The sequence below is a fragment of the Noviherbaspirillum album genome (assembly GCF_035916955.1).
GTDB lineage: Bacteria > Pseudomonadota > Gammaproteobacteria > Burkholderiales > Burkholderiaceae_D > Noviherbaspirillum > Noviherbaspirillum album.
Genome location: NZ_JAWIIV010000146.1, coordinates 1 through 523, shown reverse-complemented (window position 1 = coordinate 523; position 523 = coordinate 1). Strand labels below are relative to the sequence as shown.

1 protein-coding gene is annotated in these 523 nt (G+C 62.5%); it reads right to left on the bottom strand.

Features of this window, described 5'->3' with window-relative positions; genetic code table 11:
* Positions 1-523, bottom strand: a 523-nt coding sequence (locus RY831_RS33140; protein WP_326510522.1) for a transposase, incomplete at both ends; no start/stop codon positions are given.

Below are 523 nucleotides of genomic sequence, written 5' to 3'. Positions count from 1 at the left end.
TCTTCCAGCGCCGCCCAGAAGCCCATCGCACCATCACCGATGGCCAGCCGCGGACCGCTCTGCAAGCCACGCGCCTTCAAGTCCAGCAGCACCTCGGCCCAGGATGCCTTCGATTCCCGGAAACCGTCGGCAATGGCCACCCGTTCCTTCTTTCCGTCCGGCGTGACACCGATGATCACCAGCAGGCACTGGCCGTCATGGTCTTCGCTCCTGGCCCCAGTATGGATGCCATCGACCCACCAGTAGACCCAGCGGCAAACCGACAGGTCGCGCTTGTCCCATTGTTTCCATTCATCGGCCCATTGTGACTTCAGCCGTGACACCACGTTCGCCGACAAGCCCTTTGCATCCTCGCCCAGCAGCACCGACAGCGCATCGCCCATGTTGCCGGTGGAGATACCCTTCAGGTACAGCCAAGGCAGAGCTGCCGACACGCGGGGCGACTTCCTGACATAAGGCGGCACCACTGACGAATTGAACTTCACGCCGGTGCCGGAGCGGTCGCGTACCTTGGGTACCTTGA